Origin of the sequence: Zunongwangia sp. SCSIO 43204, from assembly GCF_019904275.1 — a bacterium.
Classification (GTDB): domain Bacteria; phylum Bacteroidota; class Bacteroidia; order Flavobacteriales; family Flavobacteriaceae; genus Zunongwangia; species Zunongwangia mangrovi.
The window spans coordinates 3,537,344-3,562,282 of the sequence record NZ_CP063204.1 but is presented as its reverse complement, the minus strand read 5'-3'; the positions used below and the strand labels follow the sequence as shown (position 1 = coordinate 3,562,282).

Below are 24,939 nucleotides of genomic sequence, written 5' to 3'. Positions count from 1 at the left end.
TTATAAAATCAGTTAAATTCGATTTAAAAGACTGCTATTTTTTCTTTGCGATTGGTTAGTTGACTAGATTGCTTAAAAAAAACAATGAAAACCAACCAATTTTTAAGTTTAGTTATTTTTAGCCTTTTATTTATTTCCTGCGGAAGTCAGGTAAAAACAACCAATCCAAAGAATAAGAGCCTGGATAACTACCAAACCTATGCTTATTTACCAAATACGGGGTTTAACTCTGCTACGATGGAAAGCGATCAGGATATCAATCAGGTTGTTCTGGAAACCGTAAATATGAATTTGGAGAATGCAGGTTATACTTTAGACACAGAAAATCCAGATCTACTAGTACTAATTAATTCGACCACAAATATTGAAGAAAATCAAAAAACTGAAGCTGAATATGCTTCCTATCCCTACGATCCCGGTGTAACGGCCGTAAGTCCGCTTTACAGTAATTATTTTTATTCTGGTTTTGCCAATTTTGGACCAATAACCGGATATGATGTAAATACATATCAATATCAGGAAGGAGCTGTAGATATTAATCTAGTAGACAGTCAAACGAAAGAACTGGTGTGGAGTGGTCAAACTTCAGGAGCAATCGTGAACGCGGCTAATCTTGAAGCGCAGGAGGAATTGATAAATCAGATTTTTAGTGAGTTTCCAGCATTTCAGGATAATCCAAAAAAATAGTAATCAATATTCGATGAAATTAGGGCTGATTTTTTTCAGCCCTTTTTTTTGTTATCTCTAGAAAATCAGGCTAAGAGCGACTGTTTATCCTGCTTTTAAATATTTAACTGTCTGAATTTCAATGTTTAAATGTTTGTTTTGGTAATAAGTATTAGACAAAATATAATTATATGGTCTTTTGTTTCAATTTAATCTTAGTTTTCAATATTTCTGCCTCATAAATCATAAAAACAACTGTAAATCAGTTATTTATAAATAATTAATGGATTTTAAAATTAACTTTAGGGAGTCTTGTATTAACTTCTTTCTGTAACCAATTAAAATCCATATAGATATGAGAAATCTCAGCATTACTTTTGCCATTATTTTTAGTTTTTTATGTTTTTCGCTGCACGCGCAGGAAGAATCTGAGGAAATGAAACCTACGAAATTAGATAATCCCGAATGGTATTATGTTTCTAAAATCAAGTTCAAAAATGGCCATTATACCCGGGCGAAGGAAATATTGAAAGATTATTATATAAAAGCTTCTAAAGATAATTTACCAAAAATGGTTTTCGAATTTTATACTGGTGCTTACGATATGATGATCGTTTGGGAAATGAAAGAAGGATTAACCGAATTTGAATGGGAAACCAGTCCAGATGATATAGCATTTTATACTGAACTCATTAAACTTACCGGAAGCAAAGAAGAAGCAGATAAAATTGCTAAAGAATTTCAGGAGTTAGTGACTACTTCAGATGGGCAACTAGCGCTCAATTTCAAACTTGAATAATATGAACAAAAAAAGGAGCTGAAAATCAGCTCCTTTTTAATTCAATAACCTAAGATTATTTATTTTCTAACCATTTTTTTGCGTTTTCGAAAGCGCTAAGCCATGGTGTTACTTTATCATCTTTGCGATCTTCTGGATAATACGCCCAGTTCCATGAGAACGTAGATCGTTCTAAATGCGGCATCATTACCAGGTGACGACCAGAATCGTCTGTTAAGATCGCCGTATTAAAGTCAGATCCATTTGGGTTCGCCGGATATCCTTCAAAACCATATTTTCCAACAATATTGTATTTTTCTTCAGCATAAGGGAAGCTAAATTTACCTTCACCATGCGCTGCCCAAATTCCTAATTTGCTACCCGCAAGATCGCCAAGCATAACTGAGTTATTTTCAGCAATTTCTACTGAAGTAAAATTACACTCAAATTTATGTGAATCGTTATGAAGCATTTTAGGTTTTTCTTCGTGAGTAGGATTTATTAAACCTAACTCAATAAATAATTGGCAACCATTACAAACACCAAGCGATAACGTATCTTCTCTTTTGAAGAAATTATCTAAGGCAGTTTTCGCTTTTTCGTTGTAAAGGAAAGCACCAGCCCAACCTTTTGCACTTCCTAAAACATCTGAATTAGAGAAACCACCAACAGCTGCGATAAACTGAATATCTTCTAAAGTTTCGCGACCGCTTATCAAATCGGTCATGTGTACATCTTTTACATCAAAACCGGCAAGGTGCATTGCACGAGCCATTTCACGTTCAGAATTCGATCCTTTTTCACGAATAATCGCGGCCTTAATTTTAGGCTTATTTTGATCGATTTCAGGAAGTTTTCCTGTGAAATTCGCTGGGAATTTATAAGAAAGAGGCTGATTTTTATAGTTTTCGTAACGCTCTGCTGCTTTTTCTTTTCCGCTTTGTTTCTGGTCCAATAAAAAAGACGATTTGTACCAAATATCACGTAATTCAGCGATATCAAGATTCAGCGTTTCTGCATTATTATTTATGGTCAAAGTCGCTGTTTCAGAAACTTCACCAATTTTGAAAAATTCAATTCCGTTATCAGCTAAAACTTTTTCCGCAGTATCATCAGTCGCCTGGAAAACAACCGAACTATTTTCGTTGAATAATAATTTTACAAGATCTCTTTCTCCTAATGCTGAAAGATCGATGTTTGCACCAAGATTTTGATCTGCAAAACACATTTCTAAAAGAGTTGTGATCAAACCACCTGAAGCCACATCGTGACCGGCAGCGATCATATCATTTTTAATTAATCCCTGAAGATTATAAAAAGCATCTGCGAATTTTTTATCGTTTTTTATTGTAGGAACTTCATCACCAATCTTGTTAAGAATCTGGGCGAATGAAGAACCACCTAATTTGAACGAATCTTGAGATAAGTTAATATAATAAATAGCACCAGCATTTTTCTGTAAAACCGGTTCTACGATCTTAGAAACATCGTCACAATGTCCGGCAGCCGAGATGATCACAGTTCCCGGAGAAAGGACGTCGCCATCTTTATATTTCTGTTTCATCGAAAGCGAATCTTTACCGGTAGGAACGTTAATTCCAAGGCTAATCGCAAAATCTGAAACTCCCTGTACCGCCTCATAAAGTCTGGCGTCTTCACCTTCGTTATTACAAGGCCACATCCAGTTTGCAGATAATGAAACCGATTTTAGACCTTTTTCTAGCGGAGCCCAAACGATATTGGTAAGCGCTTCTGCAATTGAGTTTTTAGAACCTGCAACAGGATCTACCAAAGCAGAAATAGGAGAGTGGCCAATAGAAGTGGCAACACCACTTTTTCCCTTGTAATCGAGCGCCATTACCCCAACATTGTTTAGAGGTAATTGCAATGGTCCTGCAGTTTGCTGTTTTGCAACACGTCCAGAAACACAGCGGTCAACCTTATTGGTTAACCAGTCTTTACAGGCAACAGCTTCAAGTTGTAATACCTGTTTTAAATAATCCTGAATATTATTAGACGAGTATACCAGTTTATCGTAATCTCTCGCAACTGTTCTATCGTTCATTATTGTTTTTGGAGAACTTCCAAACATATCTGAAAGATCCAGATCCATTGGTTTTTTACCACTTTTAGAACCTTCAAAAGTAAAACGATTAGAATCGGTTACGTCTCCAACATCATACATTGGTGAACGTTCTCTATCGGCAACACGTCTAAGTGTTTCAATGTCTTTCTCACCAATTACCAATCCCATACGTTCCTGGGATTCGTTACCAATAATTTCTTTTGAAGAAAGTGTTGGATCTCCTACCGGGAGTTTATCCAGGTCGATTTTTCCACCGGTTTCCTCCACTAATTCACTTAAACAGTTTAAGTGTCCACCAGCACCATGATCGTGGATAGAAACGATAGGATTTTCTTCCGCTTCAACCATTCCTCGCACCGCATTGGCAGCACGTTTTTGCATTTCTGGGTTAGAACGTTGTATCGCGTTTAATTCGATACCACTGCTAAATTCTCCAGTATCTGCTGAAGAAACGGCAGCTCCTCCCATCCCAATTCTATAATTTTCACCGCCAAGAATAACGATTTTGTCACCTTTATGCGGAATATCTTTTTTCGCCTGGCCGGCTTTCCCGTAACCAACACCACCGGCCTGCATAATTACTTTATCGTAACCTAATCTTCTACCATGCTCCTCATGCTCAAAAGTAAGTACAGAACCTGCAATTAATGGTTGCCCGAATTTATTTCCAAAATCAGAGGCTCCGTTAGATGCTTTTATCAAAATATCCATTGGAGTTTGGTATAACCATTCACGCTCGTTCATGGCTTTCTCCCAAGGACGATCTTCAGCTAAACGACTATAAGAAGTCATATAAACAGCAGTTCCTGCTAAAGGAAGTGAACCTTTACCACCAGCAAGACGGTCTCTAATCTCACCACCACTACCAGTTGCAGCTCCGTTAAAAGGCTCTACAGTAGTTGGAAAATTGTGTGTTTCTGCTTTTAAAGAGATAACAGAATCATATTCTGTATTTTGGTAATAGTCCGGCTTGTCTGCAGATTTTGGAGCAAATTGCTCTAATTTTGGTCCTTTTACAAAGGCCACATTATCTTTATAAGCCGATACAATATCGTTTGGATTTTCTTCGGAAGTTTTTCTAATCATTTTGAAAAGGGAAGAAGGTTTTTCTTCACCGTCGATCACGAATGTACCGTTGAAAATTTTATGTCTACAATGCTCAGAATTCACCTGAGAGAAACCAAAAACTTCAGAATCGGTTAATTTTCGACCTATTTTTTCAGCTAATCCCTGTAAATAAGCAACTTCTTCAGTATTTAAAGCTAAACCTTCTTTTTGGTTGTAAGCTTCAATATCCTCGATTTCCTTAATGGCTTCCGGTTCAATGTCAATTTTGAAAATATCCTGATTTAGTTCCGAATATTTTTGCGAAAGCATAGGATCAAAATCCTTAAAATTCTCATCGATTTTATAGAATTCCTCGATTCTAATAATTCCTTCGATGCCCATATTCTGGGTGATCTCTACTGCGTTTGTACTCCACGGAGTAATCATTGCAGCACGTGGACCAACAAAAAAATCTGCCAAAGCAGATTCTTTATATTTTTGCGCGCCCCCAAAGAGCCAGTTTAATTTAGAAATATCTTCAGCCAAAAGCTGTGTGTGCGTTTGCACGGCATAAACCTTATTGGTTTGAGTTCCGAAGAATAGGATCATCCTAAAGAAGTTTTGTGTTGTTGTTGAAAGCGCAAATTTACTTTTTTAAACTGAATATTGAAATTAAACAAGCGCGACTAAACATATATTTTTTAATAGGTTATTAACCAAAATCAATTGGCTTTTTCTAAAAGCGCCATATAAAATCCGTCGTAACCAGTTTCTGAAGAAAGAATTTTTTGATCTTCAACTAATTTGAAGTCTTTACCTTCTTCTGAAGCTAAAAAGTCTTTTACCTGTAATTGATTTTCTGAAGGTAAAACCGAACAGGTAGCATACACCATTTTACCTCCTTTTTTAACGATTTTGGAGTACTGGCGAATAATTTCCTGCTGTGTTTTTCTAATTCGGTCTAAAAACTCAGGTTCTAATTTCCATTTTGCATCTGGATTACGGCTTAAAACTCCGAGTCCGCTACAAGGTGCGTCGATCAACACCTTATCGGCTTTACCGTAAAGTTTTTTGATCACCTTATTATTTTCGATCGCACGAGTTTCGATGTTGTGAGCACCGGCACGTTTAGCGCGACGTTTTAGCTCTTTTAGTTTATTTCCGTAGATATCTAAAGCGATTACCTGTCCTTTATTTTCCATTAGAGCGGCAAGGTGTAATGACTTTCCACCGGCACCAGCACAAGTATCTACCACGCGATCGCCAGGTTGCACGCCAAGAAAATCGGCTACAAGTTGCGAAGAAGCATCCTGGACTTCAAATAATCCATTTTGGAAACTTTCGGTCTTAAAAATATTTGCACGCTCTACCAGTTGTAATGCATCTGGATAATCTTTAAGATTGATAGTTTCAAAACCTTCGTCTGCCAGTTTCTGTTTTAGCGTTAAGACATCGGTTTTTAATCTATTTGCACGAATTATTACAGGGGCTTGTTTGTTCAGTGCTCCAATTTCCTTTTCCCAGGTTTCTTCACCAAGTTCAGCAACGCCAAGTTCGTCTAACCAATCTGGAACAGATTCTCTAAACTTTCTAATTTTACTTAGTGCATCAAAACGTCCTTTGATTCGGCGAGTAGGAGTGTCTTCAATTTGTTTCCAATCTGGTAATTCGATACCACGCAAAGTTGCCCAAACTGCAAATAATCTAAACGCATTCTCTCTGGAAAAAGGCTCTTTAACTTCAGCAATTTCAGCATAAAGACGTTTCCATCTTACAATATCATAGGTGGTTTCAGCAATAAAACTACGGTCGCGAGCTCCCCAACGTTTATCACGTTTTAAGGTTTTCTCGATCACTTTATCGGCATACTGACCTTCATTAAAAATTTCTAAAAGGGCATCGACTGTTGCAAAAACTAAATTTCTATGTAAACGCATTGCTAAAATTTAAGGGGACAAAGGTAATCTTTTTTATTGCTGAAACATTTATATTTGAAGGAAATCCATCAAAAACCAATTAAATGAAAAAAGTCTGGATCATAGCCTTGCTGGCTTTTGCGGCCTGTAAAAATGATACAAAATCTACTGAAGAATCTTCTAACGAAGAAAAACAGATTAGTGCCCATCGAACTTTTGAAAAAGTTGAAATAGAATCTATTTTAGAAAATGACTCTTTAAGTATTCGAGCTATTGAAGTGATAGGCAATAATCTTGCCTTTGCCGCTAATCACGGTACTTATGGTCTATACAATTCGGCTGCTGGAACCTGGAAGTTATCTCAGCAAAAATATGATAGTTTAACGCCTGAATTTAGAGCAATTGGCAGTACAGCAAACGATTTTTTTATGCTAAGCGTAGCCAATCCTGCTTTGTTGTATAAAACCGGAGATGACGGTAAAATGAAGCTGGTTTATAAAGAAGAAAATGAAAAAGTTTTTTATGATGCTATAGCTTTTTGGAACGATAAAGAAGGAATCGCCATGGGAGATCCTACCGAAGATTGCTTATCTGTAATTGTTACCAGAGATGGCGGAAACAGCTGGGAAAAAATTGATTGCTCAAAATTACCAAAAGCGGCTGAAGGTGAAGCAGCATTTGCAGCGAGTAACTCTAATATAGCCATAGAAGATGATCATGTTTGGATCTTGAGTGGCGGAATGAAATCCAGAGTTTTCCATTCGGCTGATAAAGGAGAGAATTGGGAAGTTGTAGAAACACCTTTATTACAGGGAAAGCCGACTTTAGGCGGTTACAGTATGGATTTTTATGATGCTGAAAACGGAATTATTATAGGAGGAAACTATGAAGATCCTGAAGGGAATACAGGCAATAAAGCAATCACAAAAGATGGTGGTAAAACCTGGAATCTAATTGCAGACGGTGAGGAGCCAAATTATAAAAGTAGTGTGCGTTATGTACCTAGTGGAAATGGAGAAGAAATTATAGCGGCAGGATTTACCGGGATTTCTTACACAAAAGATGCTGGTGAAACCTGGGAGAAATTAAGTGATGAAGGATTTTTCACGCTTCGATTCTTAAATGATTCTACCGCTTATGCAGCAGGTTCTAAGCGTATTGCAAAACTTCATTTTAAATAGAATTTAGGTTCAGAACATCGAATCTTAGCTTTTAGGCTTGAAGGTTTTTTCAGAAATAAAAAGAGATTTAAATCTGTTATAAAAAAGAATTCCGGAGGACAACCTAATGCCAACCGGAATTCTTACTACTAACTAACCAAAAAACTAAAAGTTCTATACTTTTAAATTATTCTTCTTCATTATTTTTTTGACGCTCTTTTTGCTGGCGAGCGCGATATTCTCTAATCAATTTCCTGTGGAAATCTTCTTCTAATTGATGTAATTTGATGATTTCCTGAGCAGAAAGAATCGATTTTAGATCTGCAAAATATTTACGTTTAAGCTCGTAATCTTCTTTTTCGATCTCTATAAATTCCTTTAAAAGGTCGTTTGCCTTATCTTCAGATATACATTCAACATCATTTATATCCCTATGCTCCCTATGATAAAGTTCACGACGTTGTTCTTCGTATCTATCATAAATGGGCCAAAATTTTTGAGCTACTTTATTACTTAGGTTAAGTTCCTGTGTAATAAATGCTGTTTTTAGAGATTTTATTCTTTCTCGTTCTTTATCATCCTGCGCCTGCGCTGTCGAAAAACCTAAAATCAATAAGAGTACTAATACAATCTTTTTCATAGCAATTATTCTAAAATATACGAAGGATTTTCAACATTCTCATCTATATATTCAAACACAGCCTCATTACTCATTGTAGTAAAATCTGATTCTTCTACAATGTAACCATCTTCGATGATCATACTAGAAAATTCTGTATCAGACAGGTCGATATAACCTTGATCGATGTAAGATTCGATCGCAGAAAGTTCTACATCATCCCAACTTGCAGTTTGTTTATTACCCAGCGTAAAAATTGTGGTATATAAACCAATAAAAATAGCGGCTACCGCAGCGGCATAGAATAAAGTTTTCTTGAAATCGCCCTTAATCACTTTTGGCTGATGTTCTGGCTGTATGGTTTCTACTTTTTTAACCAGAGCATCATCAAGACCGTCAAAGTAATTATTAGGAACTTTAAAACCAGCTTTAGCAGGCAATGCTGTTTCTTCTAACTGCTTTTCTTCATTAAAAACCTTATCAAATAAGTTATCCTCCAGATTATCGAAATATCCGGAAGGCACTTTAAAGCCAGAGGCGCCATGATATGGTATTTTCTCTTCCTTCATTTGAATATTTGACTTGTATAAATTAAAAAGGTTTAATTTGTTTTTAAAAATTCTTCAATTTTTTTTACGGCAATGTGATAAGATGCTTTTAAAGCACCTTCACTTGTTTCTAAAATATCAGCAATTTCACGATATTTTAATTTTTCAAAATACTTCATATTAAAAACCTGCTGTTGCTTTTGTGGTAAACTGGCAATAGCTTTCTGAAGTTTAAGCTGAATTTCGGATCCTTCAAAATAAACATCACTTTCAAGATTATTAATAATAGAATCCTGAAGCTCTTCTGAAGAAATTTGTAAACGCTTGGATTTTTTATTTAGAAATGTGATCGATTCGTTGGTTGCAATTCGATACATCCACGAGAATAGTTTACTATCCCCTTTAAATTGATCGATATTTCTAAAGATTTTGATGAAGGTGTTTTGCAAAACATCATGAGAATCGTCGTGATCTTTCACAATATTTCTTATATGCCAATACAAACGCTCCTTGTATTGCGATACAAGTTCCCTGAAGGCTTCCTGTGAAGTTTTTTTATCCTTTAGTTGTTGTACAAGTAAATTTTCGGTTTTTTCCAAGGGAAAAAAATTTAATTAACTATCCCTTTAAGATGGTTCGGCTAAAATATATAAAACTTTAAAGCTGAGTAATTATTGTATTATAAAATTACCGTCAGGAAAATCCTTACAGCGATTACAATCTGAATAGATGAAAAACATAAATTGCTGTTAAAATACGAATATAATTTGCCTTATTTAGCTTATTGTCTAATTTTAAGGTACTTAAAATAGGAAATAAAAATCTTTTTTGCCCACAATCAAAGATTAAAAAATGAATGCTTAAACTACATTCATTTTTTTATGATCAAATTTTTACTCTTTTAGCCTAGGCGAAAGATTGCATTTCTACGAGCTTTTGATAGGTTCCTTTTTTACCAAGTAATTCTTCGTGCCTTCCTTGTTCTACGATTTCACCGCGCTGCATTACGATAATATTATCGGCATTTTGGATAGTGCTTAATCTATGCGCGATAACGATCGAAGTTCGATTTCGCATCATATTTTCTAAGGCTTGCTGTACTAATTTTTCACTCTCTGTATCTAATGCTGAAGTGGCTTCATCTAAGATCATGATCGGTGGATTTTTTAGTACCGCCCTGGCAATGGAAAGTCGTTGTTTTTGTCCGCCACTTAGTTTATTTCCAGAATCACCAATATTAGTGTCTAAGCCAGCAGGCATTTGAGAAATGAACTCCCAGGCATTGGCAATTTTCAATGCTTCTACGATCTCTTCTTCTGTAGCATCGTCTTTTCCTAAGGCAACATTGTTTCGAATCGTATCATTAAATAATATAGAATCCTGGGTAACAAGCCCCATTAAGTTTCGTAAAGAATGCTTCGAAATTTCTCGAATATCGGTACCATCTATTTTGATAGTCCCACCGGTAACATCGTAAAAGCGGGTAATAAGATTGGCGATGGTTGATTTTCCACTACCAGATTGTCCAACAAGAGCTATTGTTTGCCCTTTTGGAACATTCATGCTGAAATTCTTTAATACCAGCTCTTTTTCATATTTAAAATCGATGTTTTCGACTTCAATTTTCGAATCGAAACTTTCTTTTTTAATAGCGTTAGGAGCATCTTTTAAAGTAGTTTCGGTTTCGATGATTTCTAAAATACGCTCGGCACTCGCATTTCCTTTTTGAACGCTATAAGTTGCTTTTGAAATTGCTTTTGCCGGAGTAAGAATGTTATAGGTTAAAACTAAAAAGCCTATAAAAGTAGCGGCATCCATGGTTTGATCGATCAATACCATATTTCCACCAAACCAAAGCACAATCGTAATAACCAAAACTCCTAAAAACTCACTCATAGGAGAAGCCAGATTTTGGCGATGCAGTAAAGCATTTAAAATATTGTTTAATCGGCTCGTACTTTCTTTAAACTTGCTTTTGAATTTATCTTCAGCATTAAAACCTTTAACGATCTTAAGGCTAGAAAGTGTTTCTTCAACAATAGATAAAAAGTGGGCGTTTTCCTGTTGAGCGCTAGTAGATTTTGCCTTTAATTTCTTACCTATTGAAGAAATTATCAATCCTGAAATCGGTAAAAATATAAGAACAAAAATTGTTAGTTTCCAGCTAAGGACGATCATAAAAATCAAGGTGAATAGTAATGTTAGTGGTTCTTTTACGAACATTTCTAACATACTTAAAAACGAAGATTGTATTTCCTGCACATCACTGGTAATTCTTGAAATGATATCACCCTTACGCTTTTCAGAAAAATAAGAGACAGGAAGCTCTGTAATTTTAGAATATATCTTATCGCGAATATCTTTAAGCATCCCATTTCTTAAAGTTGCGATAAAATACATCGCTAGATAATTAAACATGTTTTTGATAAAAAACAGGATAACTATCACAATACAGATAGTAATAAGGGCAGAGATCTGCCCATATTCTTCTATCCGTTGATTTAAAAAAAAGTTCGCATACTGTTCAGCAAAATCTTTGAAACTAAGCAAATCACCATCCCAAATGGGTTTTGTGGTAATTGGTTCGTTTACCTGAAATAGCACCTGCAGCATCGGAATAAATGCCAGAAAAGATAAGGTGCTAAAAAGGGCATAAAAAACATTGCTAATAATATTCAATATTGCGTAGCGTTTATAAGGCTTCGCAAACTGAAGAACTTTTTTTAAGTAACTCATATAAAATCTAAGGCCTTAGCCTAATTGCAATTCAGCTTTAATTCGGCTGATCTTTTCTTTTAATTCTTTATTCTTTTCTTCAAAATCACTTACACTTTCTAAAGAAGTATTTACACTGAAGTAGAATTTGATTTTAGGCTCGGTTCCACTTGGGCGAGCTGCGATCTTGGTTCCATCTTCCGTATAATAAATTAGTACGTTAGACTTTGGAATAGTGATTTCACTTTCGGTATGATCGTTTTGGTTCTTAGCGATAGAAGATTGATAATCTTCAACTAAAACCACCTTTTCACCATCGATGCTTTCCCATGGTTTTTCTCTAAGATCGATAAGCATTTGTTTGATCTCCTGCTCACCTTCGATTCCTTTTTTCACCAAAGAAATTAATTCTTCCTTATATAAACCGTAAGTGGTATAAAGTTCTAATAATTTTTCGTAGAACGAGCTTCCCTGAGCTTTTAAGAATGCTGAAATTTCGCAAGCTAATAGGGTAGAGGTTACGGCATCTTTATCGCGAACAAAGTCGCCCACCATATAACCAAAACTTTCTTCACCGCCACCAATAAAATCTAATTCTGGATGATCTTTAATTAGTTTCGCGATCCATTTAAATCCAGTTAAAACCTCTTTGTATTCAACTCCGTAAGCTTCAGAAAGGTTTTTAAGCATTGGTGTAGAAACGATGGTAGAAGCAATAAACTCGTCACCATTTATTTTGTCAGCTTTTTTCCATTGCTCTAAAAGGAACCAGGTCATCACGATCATGGTTTGGTTTCCGTTTAAAAGCTCTAGCTTATTTTCGTTATTTCTAACTGCAATTCCTAAACGGTCACAATCTGGATCTGTACCAATTACGATATCAGCTCCTTTTTCTTCTGCAATATCCAAAGCCATTTTTAAAGCTTCTGGCTCTTCTGGATTAGGAGATTTTACCGTTGGGAAATTACCATCTGGTTCGCGCTGCTCTTCAACAATAGTTACATTGCTGAAACCTGCTTTTTCCAGAACCGGCGGAACCATAGTGATAGAAGTACCGTGTAGCGAAGTGAAAACAATTCCAAGGTCTGCTTTTGCTTCTGCTGAAGTATCAAAACTTCCGTTCGCTACAGAAGCATCTATAAATTTTTCATCAACTTCTTTATCGATCTTATGAATAAGGTCGGCTTTAGCATCAAAGCTAATTGCTTCATATTCTAATCCGTTAATTTCATCAACTAAAGCTTTATCCTGTGGCGGCACTAACTGGCCACCATCCTGCCAGTACACTTTATATCCATTATATTCTGGTGGATTATGACTCGCTGTTAAAACAATTCCGCAGTGACAATCAAGATCTTTTACTGCAAAAGAAAGCTCTGGAGTAGGTCTTAGATCTGAAAATAAGAAAACCTCGATATCATTAGCAGAAAAAACATCTGCAACAACCTGAGCAAGCTCTTTACTATTATTTCTACAATCGTAAGCGATCGCAACTTTTAGCGCTTCACCAGAAAATTCTCTTTTAAGGAAATTAGAAAGTCCCTGTGTATTTTTCCCTAGCGTATATTTATTGATTCGGTTTGTACCAACACCCATCACTCCACGCATTCCACCTGTACCAAACGCCGCATTTTTGTAAAAACTATCTTCAAGTTCTGATGGATCGTTTTCTATAAGATTATTGATTTCCTGCTTTGTTTCTTCATCAAAAACATCGGTAAGCCAAGTTTGGGCTTTCGCTAAAATTTCTGGTTTAGGTTGTGACATAATTTTGGTTTTAGTTTTAGTAGTTTACACAAAATAGAGTTCAAAAATAATATATTCTATCCTGAAACTTAATAATTCTCTGTAGTTTTAGTAATAAGATAACGTTCTTTATCTCGCTTGCTCCTTAAGATAAGCTCACCAACAAATCCTGCAAGGAAAAGTTGAGAACCTATAATCATCACGGTTAGTGCAATATAGAACCAAGGATTTAATGCAACAAGGATATTAGGTTCGTGATTATACATTTTATATAATTTAGAAAACCCCACAAATCCAGCAGTAAAAAATCCTATGATAAACATCAAAACACCTAAAGATCCAAACAGATGCATAGGTCTGCGGCCAAATTTAGATAAAAACCAAATGGTTAATAGATCCAGAAAACCAAAGATAAAGCGTTCTGGGCCAAATTTAGTCTTACCATATTTTCTAGCCTGGTGTTTAACTTCTTTTTCTGTAATTCTATAAAAGCCTGCATTTTTAGCCAAAACCGGAATGTAGCGATGCATTTCTCCATAAACATCGATGTTTTTTACCACGGCTTTGTTGTAGGCTTTTAATCCGCAGTTAAAATCGTGCAATTTTAATCCTGAAGTTTTTCTTGCCGCAGCATTAAATAATTTTGAAGGTAGATTTTTAGCTAAAACCGAGTCGTATCGTTTCTTTTTCCAGCCAGAAACCAGTTGATAACCTTCCGCTGTGATCATATCATAAAGTTCTGGAATTTCTTCTGGATTGTCCTGTAGATCAGCATCCATGGTGATCACCACATCGCCTTCAGCTTTTAAAAATCCGGCATGCAAAGCCTGAGATTTGCCATAATTACGATTAAATTTTATGCCTTTAACCGCTTTGTCTTTATCGGCTATGGCAGCAATTGTTTTCCAGGAACCATCGTTACTGCCATCATCAATAAAAATGATCTCATAAGAAAAGGAATTGGATCGCATTACTTTTGCGATCCAATTGTATAATTCTGCTAAAGATTGCTCTTCGTTAAGAAGAGGTATTACTACGGAAATCTGCATTAAATTTTATTTTCTAATAAGCCTGTTTTTGATCATTTCTGATAATTAATCCAGTAAGTAGAGAAATGATAAACCCAAAGAATAAACTTCCTATTAAGCCCATTAAGCTAAAAAACCATGCGCTTGTGGTATATTCAGTTATACTTAGTGCCTGTTCCATTTGCTCTGCAGGCATTTTTTGTTCAGCCATTTGCGCTACGGCTTGGTCATAAATTATTTCTGAAAACTCTGGATAAATAAAAGCATAATGAATATAAGTATAAATAGCTGCTATAACTCCACTTAAAACAGCAATTCCCATTCCTGTTTTTAAAGCTTCTTTTAAGCTAATTAAATTTCCATTTTTCTTTTTGAAAGTGATGATTCCGTATACAAATATTATAATCGTTACCGCAGCATTAATAATTGAGATAACCCAGTTTGTCTCGGTAACATTAAAAACATAGAGTAACACGAGTACTAAAATCGAATATAATCCAAGAATAACACCAAAAGTGGTGGCAACCGATTTAACTGAAGTAGAGTTTTCCATTTTTTGATTAATTTTGTTGTTTATCGGTTAGTAAGCAAATATAGTAAAACGTTACATAGGGAATAAATAAAAAATATTTTTTAATTTCTATTGTATTAATAAAGAAAATGTTTAAATTTGCACCCTGAAAATTAAAAGATCAAAGCGATGAAGCAAGGAATCCATCCGGAAAATTATAGATTGGTAGCATTTAAAGATATGTCTAACGACGATGTATTCATTACAAAATCTACCGCGAAGACAAAAGAAACTATCGAAGTAGAAGGTAATGAGTATCCATTAATCAAATTGGAAATCTCTAGAACTTCTCATCCATACTATACCGGGCAAACTAAGCTTGTGGATAGTGCTGGTAGAATTGATAAATTCAAGAACAAATACGCGAAATTCAAAAAGAAAAAATAATTTTTTTAGGATTCAACGATATAGTAAGGCTGCAATTTGCAGCCTTTTTTTATTTGCTAAAAATTGACTTTGGTATTCTCTACCACAGAAATTGAAATATGAGAAGAGTCAATTTAAATCGATTTTAACTTCATTTTCTTTAAACTTCCCCAATTCGCTTTAACTTTATAAAAATTTTGTGCGGAAATGAATTATATACTTTTTGATGGTTCGGTAAGAAATCAATTGCTCCCATTTACTTTTACAAGACCGGTGGCAGATATTCGTTTTGGAATTCTTAGCATGAGAGAGCGCTGGGAACTTATATTGGGATCTACCACTTCAACGATCACAGAAGATTATCTAAGCGAGAAATGGCCTTTGGTAGAGTTCGAACAAAATGTTATGATCAATGCGGCTTATTTTCCTTCTTCAGCATTTATCAATCAGATCAAGAATCTACAAAAAAATGAAGCAATTTTTGATGGAGAAGAAATTGTCGCTTTTTACACCGAAGAAGATCAGGACGTAGATTTTTCAGTATATAACCAATTAGAAATCGCTGGAGATGTACTAAAATTAGAGCATACCTGGGATATTTTTTCAAAAAATGATATTGCAATAAAATTTGATTTTGAATTAATCACTGAAGATCGCAAATCTCAGCCTATAGATCCTTCAAATTATGTAAAAAACGCCGAGAATATTTTTATCGAAGAAGGTGCTGTCGTAGAAAATTGTTCGTTAAATGCCAGTAATGGCCCAATTTATATTGGTAAAGATGCACTGGTAATGGAAGGCTGTTTTTTTAGAGGACCTATTGCTATTGGTGAAGAAGCCATTGTAAAGATGGGAGCTAAGATCTATGGAGCGACAACGATTGGTCCTGGAAGTAGAGCAGGAGGAGAGATCAATAATGCTGTGATGTTCCAAAATTCTAACAAAGGTCACGAAGGTTATTTAGGGAATTCGGTGTTAGGCGAATGGTGTAACTTAGGTGCAGATACCAATAACTCCAATCTAAAAAATAATTATGCTGAAGTCCGTTTATGGGATTATGAAACAGAAGGTTTTGCTAAAACCGGACTCCAATTTTGTGGTTTAATGATGGGCGATCATAGTAAATGCGGAATCAATTCAATGTTTAATACCGGTACGGTGGTTGGTGTGAGTTGTAATATCTTCGGAACTGGATATCCACGGAATTTTATTCCGAGTTTTAGTTGGGGTGGAAGCGCTGGAATGACAACATACCAGACAAAAAAGGTCTTTGAAGTTGCCAGGCTTGTTTTAGAGCGTCGTAAAATGGAATTCACCGAGCAGGATGAAGCAATTTTAGAACATGTTTTTGAAGAAACTTCTAAATATCGTAGGTATTAGTTACTAGTTCACTGTTTACGGTTTACAGATTACAGTGAATCTAAGTCAAATGCTTATCACTTCTTTCTGTTGAATGAGAAGCTCTCAGCCTTCAGCTCTTAGCTTTTTGGGCAATCGTTTCAAGACTAAGGATTCAGAATGACTAGGATTAATTGAATGTATGTCATCCCTGACTTGATCCGGGATCTTATCGTATTAGATTTTAGATCGCTTAGCTTTTAGATATTAGAAGTTAGAATTTTTTAATATCTAAAAAAGCATGAAGTCTAAAACATAAAATGCATAAAAATTGAAATAACAATAATCATAATTACAGCGGTAAAGGCGATAACTCTTTGCCGCTTTTTGTTATTTTCAGCCTTAATTTTTTTGCCTAATTCACTTAGTTCTTCTTCAGAAAGTTTATCGTAGTCGCTAAGTTTTCCATGTTTAGCCCCTGTTTTTTCGGCATAGCGCTCTAGTTGAGATGTTCTTTTTCTCCTGTTGTTCCGCTGACTTACAATTGCTGCTATGGCACTACCAAAACTCATATTTTTAATTTAGAAAAAAGAAAATAGAGTCTAGAGTGTAGAATCTATGTCGATTAATTTTAAAACAGAAGATATAAAGAAAATTCAATAAATTATTAAAAAAACATTTCGTCTGGTTTTATAACGTTCGATAATCTAGTTTCAATCTCACAAAACCAACTCTTCAAATAAACAATCTAATGTTTTTTCTAAATTTTTACTAAAGCCCGGGTGTGTTTTAGAAGTCTGAATTACTGAACTTCTCGTGGCGGTTAACCATCGAAATCTGGAAGCCGCATCCATTTGTCCAATTGGTCCTGCATTTTTTTCACCTTTACAAATGCGTTTAAAAGAATCTAAGTTCTTTTCGATTTCTTCTAGATCACAATCGGGGCAAATCGCTTTTAATTTTTCTTTATTAAGATGATAGCGCATATTGATAAATCTTGTGCTTTTAGAATAAATTCCCACGCCCACATTTATAAATTCTTCACGTTCAACTTTAGGAACGATCCTAATTACGGCATACTCATATAAGTGATTCTCTTGCATCTTGCGCTTGTTTTGTGAAAATTTCAGAATGAGTTAATCGTATTTTTAAGAAGTTAAAGTAAACTTCTCTAATTTCTTCGGGGGATTCATCGGCGCCTTCCCAAAGTAACCAATCTTCAGGAATTAAATTCACGATATTTTGTAGAACTTCAGGAGTTAATTTTTTTTTAAACTCTTTATCGGCTTCCCTAAGTTTACTGGCTTGTGGCAGTAAAACATGATCTTTGATAAAAGCGAATGGTGTTTTTGCGGTTTTCTCCCAGTTGGTCCAGGAGTGATGAAAATACAAGGATGCACCATGATCTATAAGCCATAATTCTTTGTGCCAGCTTAGCATATTGGTGTTTCTAAATGTGCGATCGATATTGGTTAAATAAGCATCCAGCCAAACAATTTTCGAAGCGGTTCCAGGATCGATTTCAGTAACCACAGGATCATAATTTATCGCTCCAGATAGAAAATGAAGCCCTAAATTCAAACCCTGACTCCCTTTAAGTAAATCCTGAATTTCTTCATCGCCCTCAGTTCTACCAAAAGCTTCGTCTAATTCAGCAAAAACAATTTCAGGAACATTAAAGCCTAAAAAACGTGCAATTTCACCACCAATTAAGTCGGCAATTAAAGCTTTGCTACCATGCCCGGCGCCTCTAAATTTTATTACATATTTAAAACCATCGTCGGCATCGGCCAGCGCAGGTAAAGAACCGCCTTCTCGTAAAGGCGTGATGTACCGCATCACATTAACCCTTCGTAATTCCAAAGCTTTACTGCTCATCTTTTATTATTTTCAGCAAATATAATTTTTTATAAATGCTCGTAAACCTAAGATTGTTGAAAAATAGCAGCAGTTTTTGTAGTTGAGCTTTAGAAATATCTGTACTGAAATTGGTGGTTTTGAAGTCTTATTTTTTCAGAATCTCTCAGGAATTAATCTTTCTTGAAAATGGATATTGGTTAAAATGGATGAATAATTTTTTAAACGGTTGGTTTTCAAAGATTAAAACAATACTGTCAATTTTAGTAAACCAATTTTAGATAGTATATTTGCAGCCCAAATAAGGTGAAACGTGTTTTTGCTGAAAAGAGCAGGAAAATGATGGATAAAAAAGTTGCTTTTTATACGCTAGGATGTAAATTAAATTTCTCTGAAACTTCAACGATAGCAAGATCTTTCCAGGATGAAGGATTTCAGAAGGTAGAATTTAACGAGCATGCAGATATTTATGTGATCAACACATGTTCTGTTACAGAAAATGCAGATAAGCGCTTTAAAACCATCGTAAAACAGGCTCAAAAATCAAATGAAGATGCCTTTGTAGTTGGTGTTGGTTGTTATGCACAATTAAAACCAGAAGAACTGGCTGCGGTAGATGGAGTTGATCTTGTTTTGGGCGCTACAGAAAAATTTAAGATTACAGATTATCTTAACGATCTTTCTAAAAACGATTTTGGAGAAGTACACAGCTGCGAAATTCAGGAAGCCGATTTTTACGTAGGATCCTATTCTATAGGCGATCGTACCCGTGCCTTTCTAAAAGTTCAGGATGGTTGTGATTATAAATGTACGTATTGTACAATTCCTTTAGCACGCGGAATTTCAAGGAGTGACAAGCTTGATAATGTTCTAAAAAATGCTGCTGAAATTTCTGAACAGGGGATTAAGGAAATCGTGCTTACCGGGGTGAATATTGGTGACTATGGGAAAGGTGAGTTTGGAAATAAAAAGCATGAGCATACTTTCCTGGATTTGGTAAAAGCCCTAGATGAAGTTGAAGGTATCGAAAGGCTTAGAATTTCTTCTATCGAACCGAATTTGCTTAAAAACGAGACCATCGATTTTGTGTCGCAAAGCAATACGTTTGTGCCGCATTTTCATATTCCGCTACAAAGTGGGAGTAATGATATTTTAAAATTAATGCGTCGTCGTTATTTGCGTGAATTATATGTAGATCGCGTTGCGCAAATTAAAAAAGTGATGCCAGATGCCTGTATTGGTGTAGATGTAATTGTTGGTTTTCCTGGTGAAACCGATGAACATTTTCTGGAAACTTATAAATTTTTGACTGAACTTGATATTTCCTATCTACACGTTTTCACCTATTCTGAACGAGATAATACTCCTGCCGCCGAGATGAGTGGAGTAGTCTCTAATAAGGTGCGTAAAAAGCGTAGTAAAATGTTGCGTGGTCTTTCTGCTAAAAAGCGTAGAGCATTTTACGAAAGTCAGTTAGGAACAACGCACACCGTTCTTTTTGAAGGTGAAAATAAAGAAGGGTATATTCACGGATTTACAGAGAATTACGTAAAAGTAAAAGCCCCGTGGAATCCGGAGCTTGTAAATACGCTTCATCAAATTCAGCTTACTGAAATCGACGAAGATGGTCTTGTAAGATTTGAATACGCTAAAGAAGCAATTAGTGCTTAAATATTTATTCCAACTGGTAAAAGATCTTTATATCTTCTGCGATTACGCCGCATAAATTTAGCAATATCTGGATGCGTTGGCATAACACGAGAATTGCTATTTTCTTTAATTTCGGCTAAAACGGCTTCAATAAATTTGTTGGTATTCTCTTCATCTTCAAAATCTTTAGGCATTCTAAGTTTTGTTAGAAAAACCTTACGATCTTGATCTGAATATTCGATAACCGCTAATTCTCCGTTTAGGGTCGTTTCGAATTGTCGTAAAAATTCATTTTTAGTAATCTTAAATTCCTCATCATTCATCTTATAAATATTTAATTCTGAATTCGGCAAATATGGATTTTACCGAATTCAGAAAGTGTTATTCTTACTCCATTGGTACTTCGATAAGCAGTATTTTACTGTCTTTGCTGAAGGAAACTTCAAAAGATGTAATTTCAGAAATTCCCATTGCATCTCTCTTATTCAGCTTTTCGCCGTCAATGCTGGCTTCGCCTTCAATTAAAAATACGTAAACACCGCTATTTTTTCCATTTATAGTATAAGCAAAATTTGTGCCTTCTTCAAAATTACCAAGAGACAGATAAGCTTGCTGGTGGATCCAAAGCGCATTTTCAAAATCATTTCCTTTTGGTCCAACAACGGTAACCAGTTTATTAGGATTAAGTAATTCTGAAAAGTTTTTCTGATCGTATCTAGGTTCAACATTTTCTTTTTCAGGAAAGATCCAGATCTGTAAAAGATTAAGCGTTTCAGAATGATTTGGGTTAAATTCGCTATGCTCTACACCAGTACCGGCACTCATCACTTGTACTTCACCCGCATTAATGGTTGAAGCATTTCCCATAGAATCTTTGTGAGCAATGGCACCTTGTAGCGGGATACTGATAATTTCCATATTTTGGTGAGGATGCGTTCCAAAACCCATTCCGCCTTTAATAAGATCGTCATTTAAAACCCTTAAAAGTCCGAAGTGAACATTATTAGGATTAAAATAATTTGCGAAGCTAAAAGAATAGCGGGCATTAAGCCACCCAAAATCTGCCTTTCCTCTTAAATCTGCTGGATAAATTGTCTTTTTCATTTTTCTTTTTCTTTTATGTAAGCCAATAATTAAATCTTATTTTTGAAAGTAAACTTCCTCGGGGTAATGAGTATAGAAGTTTAGCCAAAATTTATATTTTTTACTGCTAGCCGATCTCGATAATTAGTGGAATGCGACCAGAATGTTTAATCTCAATTATTGAGTAAAATTACAATTTTTAAGGCTGCATTTAGTCTTTTACTAACATGAGTGATAGCGATAACCAATTGATTCACGTATACTTTATGCCGGGAATGGCAGCCAATCCTTCGATCTTTGAGTTTATCGAGCTACCCGAAGATCAATTTAAAATTCATTGGTTAAAATGGTTAATTCCGGTTAAAAATGAAAGTATCCAGGAATACTCTAAAAGAATTGTAGAAAATATCCATCATGAAAATATAGTTTTAATTGGCGTTTCTTTTGGCGGAGTTATTGTACAGGAAATGGCAAAACATTTTAAGGTAAGGCGGTTAATTATTATTTCTAGCGTAAAATGCCGGGACGAATTACCTAAAAAAATGAAATTCGCCCACAAGACAGGGGTTCATAGATTGCTACCAATTGGATTACTGGATTATATCGATCACCTGGAAAAAGTGGCTGTAAATGATTATTTAAAAAAAAGAGCAAAATTATATCGACAATATTTGTCGGTTCGTGATAAATATTATCTTTCGTGGGCCATTCAGAATATGGTTGCATGGGATTGTAGTACGGTAAATCCTGAGATCATACATATTCATGGTGATAAGGATATCGTATTTCCTATTAAATATATTAACGATGCGATCGTTATAAAAGGAGGAACCCATGTGATGATCATTAATCGATTTCGATGGTTTAATAAATATCTGCCAGATTTAATTCTGAAAGGAAAAGAAGCAATAGAGAATAATCCGAAAATTATTAAAATATAACATGAAAATCTTAAAAACAGGACTAATTGTAGTAGGAGCCGCAACAGTCTTTTTTGCAATTACAGAAGCGGTACAGAGTCCGGATATCCAAGAAGAACATAAGGAAGTCTACCAGGAAACATTCGATAAAAATGTCGCTAAAGTTTATACAATTAAAGCTTTAAGTATTCCTGAAAATATCGATTTTGCAGGAGAATCTGTTCCGCTAACAGATCCTGATATCTACGAGCGCTTAGATAGAGAATTATTGGTAAACACGTATTGGCAGTCTAATGCTTTGTTGTTGATGAAGCGAGCCAATAAATATTTCCCTGTAATAGAACCAATTTTGAAGGAGGAAGGCGTACCAGATGATTTTAAATATTTGGCTGTTATAGAAAGCGGATTAACACAGGCGGTAAGTCCTGCAAATGCTGTTGGATTTTGGCAATTACTAAAAGGAACTGGTCGTGAGCTTGGTCTTGAAATTAATAGCAACGTTGATGAGCGTTACCATATTGAAAAAGCTACAAGAGCTGCATGCCAGTATTTAAAAGAATCGAAGGAAGATTTTGGAAGTTGGACCTTGGCGGCAGCGGCTTACAATGCGGGTAAGGCAGGTGTAGCAAGACAGCAAGAACGACAAAAAGTAACCGATTATTATGATTTGTTGCTAGGAGAAGAAACTGGTCGTTACATGTTCAGGATCTTGGCACTAAAAGAAATCATGTCGAACCCTTACGAATATGGCTTCAAATTTGAAGAATCAGATCTTTACCAGCATATTCCGACGAAAAAAGTTAAAGTAGATACCGTTGTAAACGATTTCCCTGATTTTGCTTCGGAATTTGGGATTACTTATAAGATCTTAAAAATACATAATCCCTGGTTGCGTGAAGCACATCTAAATAATGCATCAGGAAAAGCTTATTATATCGATATTCCAGAGGAAGGTTATTATACCCAAGGATATTCAAAGATTAAATAAGAAATTAGTATAAGATTGTAAATCGAAAACGGGCGTTTTAACGCTCGTTTTTATTTTTTTCTTTATTGGATGAAGCTAATCTTGATTTTGAAATAGTTTCGTCATCTTTAATTAAAAAAGAAGTGATTCCTTCATCGATTTGATTGAAGTTTTTCTTTAATGCATTTTCAATAGGAGTTCCATAAGCCACTGCAGTGTATCTAGTGATATCCATTATCTTCTTATCATTGTTGATAAGGAAGCAAGTGGGGAGACCTAAAGAATGCTTCAATTGTTTTACGACATAAGGTGACTTATTTTTAGTTTCGTCTACATAAACAATATCGACAGCGTTACTAAATTCTTTAGAAACTTTTTTCACTTTCTCGCGAGTATCCCAAAATAAAACAATAACCTGAACTTTATTTCGATATTTCGATGCAATATCGTTTATAGCGGGAATGGCGCCTTTACCGGGGATGCACCATGATGCATAGGTGATCAAATAAATTGATTTTTCGAAATCATAGAGATCTACTTCTTTTCCTTTTAAGTTATTGAACTTAAAATTGTCAATATAAGATCCTGCCAGGTGGTTTACCGTTAAAGAATCGAATAAACGCTGACCTTCTTTATAATTTCTCTGTCTAAAAGCAAAGTCTGCTTTCTCGTTATAATCGGCTAAATGTAGGGCTAAAGCTTCAGTGAAAAGCACTTTATCTTTATTGATCGTGTCGGTTTTTTGGGCAGAAACTGATGACGCGCTTAAAGACAGAAAAATCAATAATGCATATAAATATTGCTTCATTGAAGTTTAGACTGTAATTAATAGTATATCAAAGATAGACAATACTAAGGGTAAAAAGAAATAATTTCGACTAAGGACATAATTATTAGCCCATTAGTTTACTCGATAATAGAAAATAAAAGCCGAAAGGCTTGCCTCGATACAAAGACGATTTAAAAAAATGACTTACAGACTTGCCTCCAGGTAGTTTTGAGTTGAAGAGAATCAAGATTTACAGCTTAAATCTTTTTCATTTGCTGTTTCATCATTCTTATCTGGTCGGTAAGCATACCATGTTTATCAAGTTTTTTGGCTTCAGCAAGAAGATTGGTAGCTTCGCGTTTCCTTCTTTTCGTCATAGCGATTCCCGCAAGATTCAATTTCGCCATAGCAAGATCGTGATCCATGGCTAGACCAAGTTTTATTGCTTTTTTGAAGTGTTTTTCAGCTTGAGTGATATTAGTTTGAGAAACCATTAAACCGTGTAAATACCAATAATAACCTTGCTGTTTTCTGGTAAGTGCGCCTTCTGGATTCTTTATTTTATCCAGCCACTTTTTAGCACCTGGAAAATCCTGCTTTCTTAAACGTAAAAAAGCTAGAAGAATAATCTCGTTCTTAAAATATAAAAATACAAAGATCCCTGCTAAAAGTATAAGCATTATACCATTGCCAATGTATCCTTCGATAAATTGCCAAACGGCTGCCGCTACAACTAATCCCGCTAAAACTAACTTTATATTTTTATTGAACATAGTCTATTGATTTTTGAGCCGCCAAAGGTAATAAAAAGATTTAAAAATATTTTAATTTTCTGTTTGGAAGAGTTAAAAAGCTTTGTATATTTGCACGCAGTTTTAAAAAGAGCAATTAAAAAGATTTCACAGAAGTTTAAAGATACAGTAAAATGAAAAGAACGTTTCAACCATCTAAGAGAAAAAGAAAAAACAAGCACGGATTTAGAGAGCGTATGGCTAGTGTGAACGGTAGAAAGGTGCTTGCTAGAAGAAGAGCAAAAGGAAGAAAGAAATTATCTGTATCTTCTGAAAACAGACATAAACACTAATGATAGTTAGTGATTTAAAATATTA

Annotated in this window: 25 protein-coding genes; 9 read left to right on the top strand and 16 right to left on the bottom strand. The window is 35.2% G+C overall.

Annotated elements, in window-relative coordinates; all coding sequences use genetic code 11:
- The first annotated feature begins 84 nt into the window (after positions 1 to 84).
- Positions 85 to 687 (top strand): DUF4136 domain-containing protein, encoded by a 603-nt coding sequence (locus INR75_RS15860; RefSeq protein ID WP_092541281.1) that lies wholly within the window; start codon positions 85 to 87, stop codon positions 685 to 687.
- A 334-nt stretch (positions 688 to 1,021) separates the two neighbouring features.
- The gene (locus INR75_RS15855; protein ID WP_223089554.1) at positions 1,022 to 1,465 is read left to right on the top strand and encodes a hypothetical protein; all 444 of its coding nucleotides are present in this window, start codon (positions 1,022 to 1,024) and stop codon (positions 1,463 to 1,465) included.
- Between the two features lie 55 nt (positions 1,466 to 1,520).
- On the opposite strand, the gene purL is transcribed toward INR75_RS15855, so the two are convergent.
- Together purL and INR75_RS15845 are read right to left on the bottom strand one after the other, a co-directional pair.
- The gene (purL, locus tag INR75_RS15850; protein ID WP_223089553.1) at positions 1,521 to 5,186 is read right to left on the bottom strand and encodes a phosphoribosylformylglycinamidine synthase; all 3,666 of its coding nucleotides are present in this window, start codon (positions 5,184 to 5,186) and stop codon (positions 1,521 to 1,523) included.
- Between the two features lie 113 nt (positions 5,187 to 5,299).
- Positions 5,300 to 6,514, bottom strand: coding sequence for an RsmB/NOP family class I SAM-dependent RNA methyltransferase (locus INR75_RS15845; RefSeq protein ID WP_223089552.1), 1,215 nt, complete (start codon positions 6,512 to 6,514; stop codon positions 5,300 to 5,302).
- 83 nt (positions 6,515 to 6,597) lie between these two features.
- Here INR75_RS15845 and INR75_RS15840 point away from each other — a divergent pair, with 83 nt between their 5' ends.
- Entirely contained in the window at positions 6,598 to 7,674 is a 1,077-nt protein-coding gene (locus INR75_RS15840) for an oxidoreductase (protein ID WP_223089551.1), read from the top strand.
- 166 nt (positions 7,675 to 7,840) lie between these two features.
- On the opposite strand, the gene INR75_RS15835 is transcribed toward INR75_RS15840, so the two are convergent.
- The 7 genes from INR75_RS15835 to INR75_RS15805 form a co-directional block, all read right to left on the bottom strand.
- Entirely contained in the window at positions 7,841 to 8,293 is a 453-nt protein-coding gene (locus INR75_RS15835) for a hypothetical protein (RefSeq protein ID WP_092541243.1), read from the bottom strand.
- A 5-nt stretch (positions 8,294 to 8,298) separates the two neighbouring features.
- Positions 8,299 to 8,841 (bottom strand): hypothetical protein, encoded by a 543-nt coding sequence (locus INR75_RS15830; RefSeq protein WP_223089550.1) that lies wholly within the window; start codon positions 8,839 to 8,841, stop codon positions 8,299 to 8,301.
- Positions 8,842 to 8,873: 32 nt separating this feature from the next.
- Positions 8,874 to 9,419 carry an RNA polymerase sigma factor gene (locus tag INR75_RS15825; protein WP_223089549.1) on the bottom strand — a complete coding sequence of 182 codons (546 nt, stop codon included), beginning with the start codon at positions 9,417 to 9,419 and terminating at the stop codon, positions 8,874 to 8,876.
- Positions 9,420 to 9,726: 307 nt separating this feature from the next.
- Complete coding sequence (locus tag INR75_RS15820; protein WP_092541237.1) at positions 9,727 to 11,556, bottom strand: ABC transporter ATP-binding protein; 1,830 nt, start codon at positions 11,554 to 11,556, stop codon at positions 9,727 to 9,729.
- A 15-nt stretch (positions 11,557 to 11,571) separates the two neighbouring features.
- Positions 11,572 to 13,302 carry a phospho-sugar mutase gene (locus INR75_RS15815; RefSeq protein ID WP_223089548.1) on the bottom strand — a complete coding sequence of 577 codons (1,731 nt, stop codon included), beginning with the start codon at positions 13,300 to 13,302 and terminating at the stop codon, positions 11,572 to 11,574.
- A gap of 68 nt (positions 13,303 to 13,370) precedes the next feature.
- Complete coding sequence (locus INR75_RS15810; RefSeq protein ID WP_223089547.1) at positions 13,371 to 14,330, bottom strand: glycosyltransferase family 2 protein; 960 nt, start codon at positions 14,328 to 14,330, stop codon at positions 13,371 to 13,373.
- A gap of 13 nt (positions 14,331 to 14,343) precedes the next feature.
- A complete protein-coding gene (locus INR75_RS15805) occupies positions 14,344 to 14,862 on the bottom strand; it encodes a DUF4199 domain-containing protein (protein ID WP_223089546.1) in 519 nt (172 codons plus the stop codon).
- A gap of 147 nt (positions 14,863 to 15,009) precedes the next feature.
- On the opposite strand from INR75_RS15805, the gene INR75_RS15800 reads away from it, so the two are divergent.
- Positions 15,010 to 15,267 carry a type B 50S ribosomal protein L31 gene (locus INR75_RS15800; protein WP_092541229.1) on the top strand — a complete coding sequence of 86 codons (258 nt, stop codon included), beginning with the start codon at positions 15,010 to 15,012 and terminating at the stop codon, positions 15,265 to 15,267.
- Between the two features lie 186 nt (positions 15,268 to 15,453).
- A complete protein-coding gene (locus INR75_RS15795; RefSeq protein ID WP_223089545.1) occupies positions 15,454 to 16,626 on the top strand; it encodes a GlmU family protein in 1,173 nt (390 codons plus the stop codon).
- A 266-nt stretch (positions 16,627 to 16,892) separates the two neighbouring features.
- On the opposite strand, the gene INR75_RS15790 is transcribed toward INR75_RS15795, so the two are convergent.
- The 3 genes from INR75_RS15790 to INR75_RS15780 form a co-directional block, all read right to left on the bottom strand.
- Positions 16,893 to 17,156 carry a hypothetical protein gene (locus tag INR75_RS15790; protein WP_223089544.1) on the bottom strand — a complete coding sequence of 88 codons (264 nt, stop codon included), beginning with the start codon at positions 17,154 to 17,156 and terminating at the stop codon, positions 16,893 to 16,895.
- A gap of 147 nt (positions 17,157 to 17,303) precedes the next feature.
- Positions 17,304 to 17,687: a DUF3037 domain-containing protein gene (locus INR75_RS15785; RefSeq protein ID WP_223089543.1), complete on the bottom strand. Its 384-nt coding sequence runs from the start codon at positions 17,685 to 17,687 to the stop codon at positions 17,304 to 17,306.
- Positions 17,665 to 18,462, bottom strand: coding sequence for a HipA family kinase (locus tag INR75_RS15780; protein ID WP_223089542.1), 798 nt, complete (start codon positions 18,460 to 18,462; stop codon positions 17,665 to 17,667). The genes INR75_RS15785 and INR75_RS15780 overlap by 23 nt, the downstream gene beginning before the upstream one ends.
- Positions 18,463 to 18,780: 318 nt before the next feature.
- On the opposite strand from INR75_RS15780, the gene mtaB reads away from it, so the two are divergent.
- Positions 18,781 to 20,112 carry a tRNA (N(6)-L-threonylcarbamoyladenosine(37)-C(2))-methylthiotransferase MtaB gene (gene mtaB, locus INR75_RS15775; protein ID WP_223089541.1) on the top strand — a complete coding sequence of 444 codons (1,332 nt, stop codon included), beginning with the start codon at positions 18,781 to 18,783 and terminating at the stop codon, positions 20,110 to 20,112.
- Here mtaB and INR75_RS15770 read toward each other — a convergent pair.
- Positions 20,109 to 20,414: an N-acetyltransferase gene (locus INR75_RS15770; protein WP_223089540.1), complete on the bottom strand. Its 306-nt coding sequence runs from the start codon at positions 20,412 to 20,414 to the stop codon at positions 20,109 to 20,111. The two genes, mtaB and INR75_RS15770, sit on opposite strands and share 4 nt — an antisense overlap.
- Positions 20,415 to 20,478: 64 nt before the next feature.
- Positions 20,479 to 21,195 carry a pirin family protein gene (locus INR75_RS15765; RefSeq protein WP_223089539.1) on the bottom strand — a complete coding sequence of 239 codons (717 nt, stop codon included), beginning with the start codon at positions 21,193 to 21,195 and terminating at the stop codon, positions 20,479 to 20,481.
- A gap of 206 nt (positions 21,196 to 21,401) precedes the next feature.
- On the opposite strand from INR75_RS15765, the gene INR75_RS15760 reads away from it, so the two are divergent.
- Positions 21,402 to 22,115 carry an alpha/beta fold hydrolase gene (locus INR75_RS15760; protein ID WP_255584571.1) on the top strand — a complete coding sequence of 238 codons (714 nt, stop codon included), beginning with the start codon at positions 21,402 to 21,404 and terminating at the stop codon, positions 22,113 to 22,115.
- A gap of 1 nt (position 22,116) precedes the next feature.
- Positions 22,117 to 23,082: a lytic transglycosylase domain-containing protein gene (locus tag INR75_RS15755; RefSeq protein ID WP_223089538.1), complete on the top strand. Its 966-nt coding sequence runs from the start codon at positions 22,117 to 22,119 to the stop codon at positions 23,080 to 23,082.
- Positions 23,083 to 23,119: 37 nt separating this feature from the next.
- Here INR75_RS15755 and INR75_RS15750 read toward each other — a convergent pair whose 3' ends face one another.
- Together INR75_RS15750 and INR75_RS15745 are read right to left on the bottom strand one after the other, a co-directional pair.
- Complete coding sequence (locus tag INR75_RS15750) at positions 23,120 to 23,869, bottom strand: redoxin domain-containing protein (RefSeq protein WP_223089537.1); 750 nt, start codon at positions 23,867 to 23,869, stop codon at positions 23,120 to 23,122.
- Positions 23,870 to 24,087: 218 nt separating this feature from the next.
- Positions 24,088 to 24,603: a DUF2892 domain-containing protein gene (locus INR75_RS15745; RefSeq protein WP_223089536.1), complete on the bottom strand. Its 516-nt coding sequence runs from the start codon at positions 24,601 to 24,603 to the stop codon at positions 24,088 to 24,090.
- A 152-nt stretch (positions 24,604 to 24,755) separates the two neighbouring features.
- Between INR75_RS15745 and rpmH the strand changes: the two genes are divergently transcribed.
- The gene (gene rpmH, locus INR75_RS15740; protein WP_013071475.1) at positions 24,756 to 24,914 is read left to right on the top strand and encodes a 50S ribosomal protein L34; all 159 of its coding nucleotides are present in this window, start codon (positions 24,756 to 24,758) and stop codon (positions 24,912 to 24,914) included.
- The last annotated feature ends 25 nt before the right edge of the window (positions 24,915 to 24,939 follow it).

Coding starts and splice junctions, on each gene's coding strand:
- mtaB (WP_223089541.1), top strand. CDS start 18,781: ATGATGGATAAAAAAGTTGCTTTTTATACGCTAGGATGTAAATTAAAT.
- INR75_RS15820 (WP_092541237.1), bottom strand. CDS start 11,556: ATGAGTTACTTAAAAAAAGTTCTTCAGTTTGCGAAGCCTTATAAACGC.
- INR75_RS15800 (WP_092541229.1), top strand. CDS start 15,010: ATGAAGCAAGGAATCCATCCGGAAAATTATAGATTGGTAGCATTTAAA.
- INR75_RS15745 (WP_223089536.1), bottom strand. CDS start 24,603: ATGTTCAATAAAAATATAAAGTTAGTTTTAGCGGGATTAGTTGTAGCG.
- INR75_RS15795 (WP_223089545.1), top strand. CDS start 15,454: ATGAATTATATACTTTTTGATGGTTCGGTAAGAAATCAATTGCTCCCA.
- INR75_RS15810 (WP_223089547.1), bottom strand. CDS start 14,330: ATGCAGATTTCCGTAGTAATACCTCTTCTTAACGAAGAGCAATCTTTA.
- INR75_RS15840 (WP_223089551.1), top strand. CDS start 6,598: ATGAAAAAAGTCTGGATCATAGCCTTGCTGGCTTTTGCGGCCTGTAAA.
- INR75_RS15860 (WP_092541281.1), top strand. CDS start 85: ATGAAAACCAACCAATTTTTAAGTTTAGTTATTTTTAGCCTTTTATTT.
- INR75_RS15765 (WP_223089539.1), bottom strand. CDS start 21,195: ATGAAAAAGACAATTTATCCAGCAGATTTAAGAGGAAAGGCAGATTTT.
- INR75_RS15805 (WP_223089546.1), bottom strand. CDS start 14,862: ATGGAAAACTCTACTTCAGTTAAATCGGTTGCCACCACTTTTGGTGTT.
- purL (WP_223089553.1), bottom strand. CDS start 5,186: ATGATCCTATTCTTCGGAACTCAAACCAATAAGGTTTATGCCGTGCAA.
- INR75_RS15855 (WP_223089554.1), top strand. CDS start 1,022: ATGAGAAATCTCAGCATTACTTTTGCCATTATTTTTAGTTTTTTATGT.
- INR75_RS15785 (WP_223089543.1), bottom strand. CDS start 17,687: ATGCAAGAGAATCACTTATATGAGTATGCCGTAATTAGGATCGTTCCT.
- INR75_RS15845 (WP_223089552.1), bottom strand. CDS start 6,514: ATGCGTTTACATAGAAATTTAGTTTTTGCAACAGTCGATGCCCTTTTA.
- INR75_RS15790 (WP_223089544.1), bottom strand. CDS start 17,156: ATGAGTTTTGGTAGTGCCATAGCAGCAATTGTAAGTCAGCGGAACAAC.
- INR75_RS15760 (WP_255584571.1), top strand. CDS start 21,402: ATGAGTGATAGCGATAACCAATTGATTCACGTATACTTTATGCCGGGA.
- INR75_RS15815 (WP_223089548.1), bottom strand. CDS start 13,302: ATGTCACAACCTAAACCAGAAATTTTAGCGAAAGCCCAAACTTGGCTT.
- INR75_RS15750 (WP_223089537.1), bottom strand. CDS start 23,869: ATGAAGCAATATTTATATGCATTATTGATTTTTCTGTCTTTAAGCGCG.
- INR75_RS15780 (WP_223089542.1), bottom strand. CDS start 18,462: ATGAGCAGTAAAGCTTTGGAATTACGAAGGGTTAATGTGATGCGGTAC.
- INR75_RS15835 (WP_092541243.1), bottom strand. CDS start 8,293: ATGAAAAAGATTGTATTAGTACTCTTATTGATTTTAGGTTTTTCGACA.
- INR75_RS15770 (WP_223089540.1), bottom strand. CDS start 20,414: ATGAATGATGAGGAATTTAAGATTACTAAAAATGAATTTTTACGACAA.
- INR75_RS15755 (WP_223089538.1), top strand. CDS start 22,117: ATGAAAATCTTAAAAACAGGACTAATTGTAGTAGGAGCCGCAACAGTC.
- INR75_RS15830 (WP_223089550.1), bottom strand. CDS start 8,841: ATGAAGGAAGAGAAAATACCATATCATGGCGCCTCTGGCTTTAAAGTG.
- rpmH (WP_013071475.1), top strand. CDS start 24,756: ATGAAAAGAACGTTTCAACCATCTAAGAGAAAAAGAAAAAACAAGCAC.